Origin of the sequence: Bacillus cereus group sp. BfR-BA-01383, assembly GCF_022663495.1 — a bacterium.
Classification (GTDB): domain Bacteria; phylum Bacillota; class Bacilli; order Bacillales; family Bacillaceae_G; genus Bacillus_A; species Bacillus_A cereus_AU.
Genome location: NZ_JAKUFP010000125.1, coordinates 1 through 328 on the forward strand (window position 1 = coordinate 1; position 328 = coordinate 328).

Here is a 328-nt window from a genome sequence, read left to right on the forward strand (position 1 = left end):
TTTAAATCTCCTAGACATATCTCTTTGCGCTGACTTTTTCCTTTTCAAAAGTTTTTTAACCTTGGCATCTTTGTTTATATTTCGTTCTTTCATACCATTAGAAGCTACAAACAGTTCTTTTAAACCAACATCCACACCAATCGACTCATTGGTTAGTTCTTGTGATTCAAAGTCTTCTTGGAATCCTACACTAATCCACCAGTGACGACCGTCAAAGGTAACTCTTGGATTTGATGTTTTTTTGTTTCTTGGTAGTTGTTGGCTTGTTTTCACTTCTCCAATAGACTGAATATGAACTACTTTCTTTCCTATAATCAGTCTTTCATAA

General features: G+C 34.5%; 1 pseudogene. It reads right to left on the reverse strand.

From position 1 onward, the window contains the following. Positions 1-328, reverse strand: a pseudogene (locus MR065_RS27245) (RNA-guided endonuclease InsQ/TnpB family protein); the annotation flags it as partial.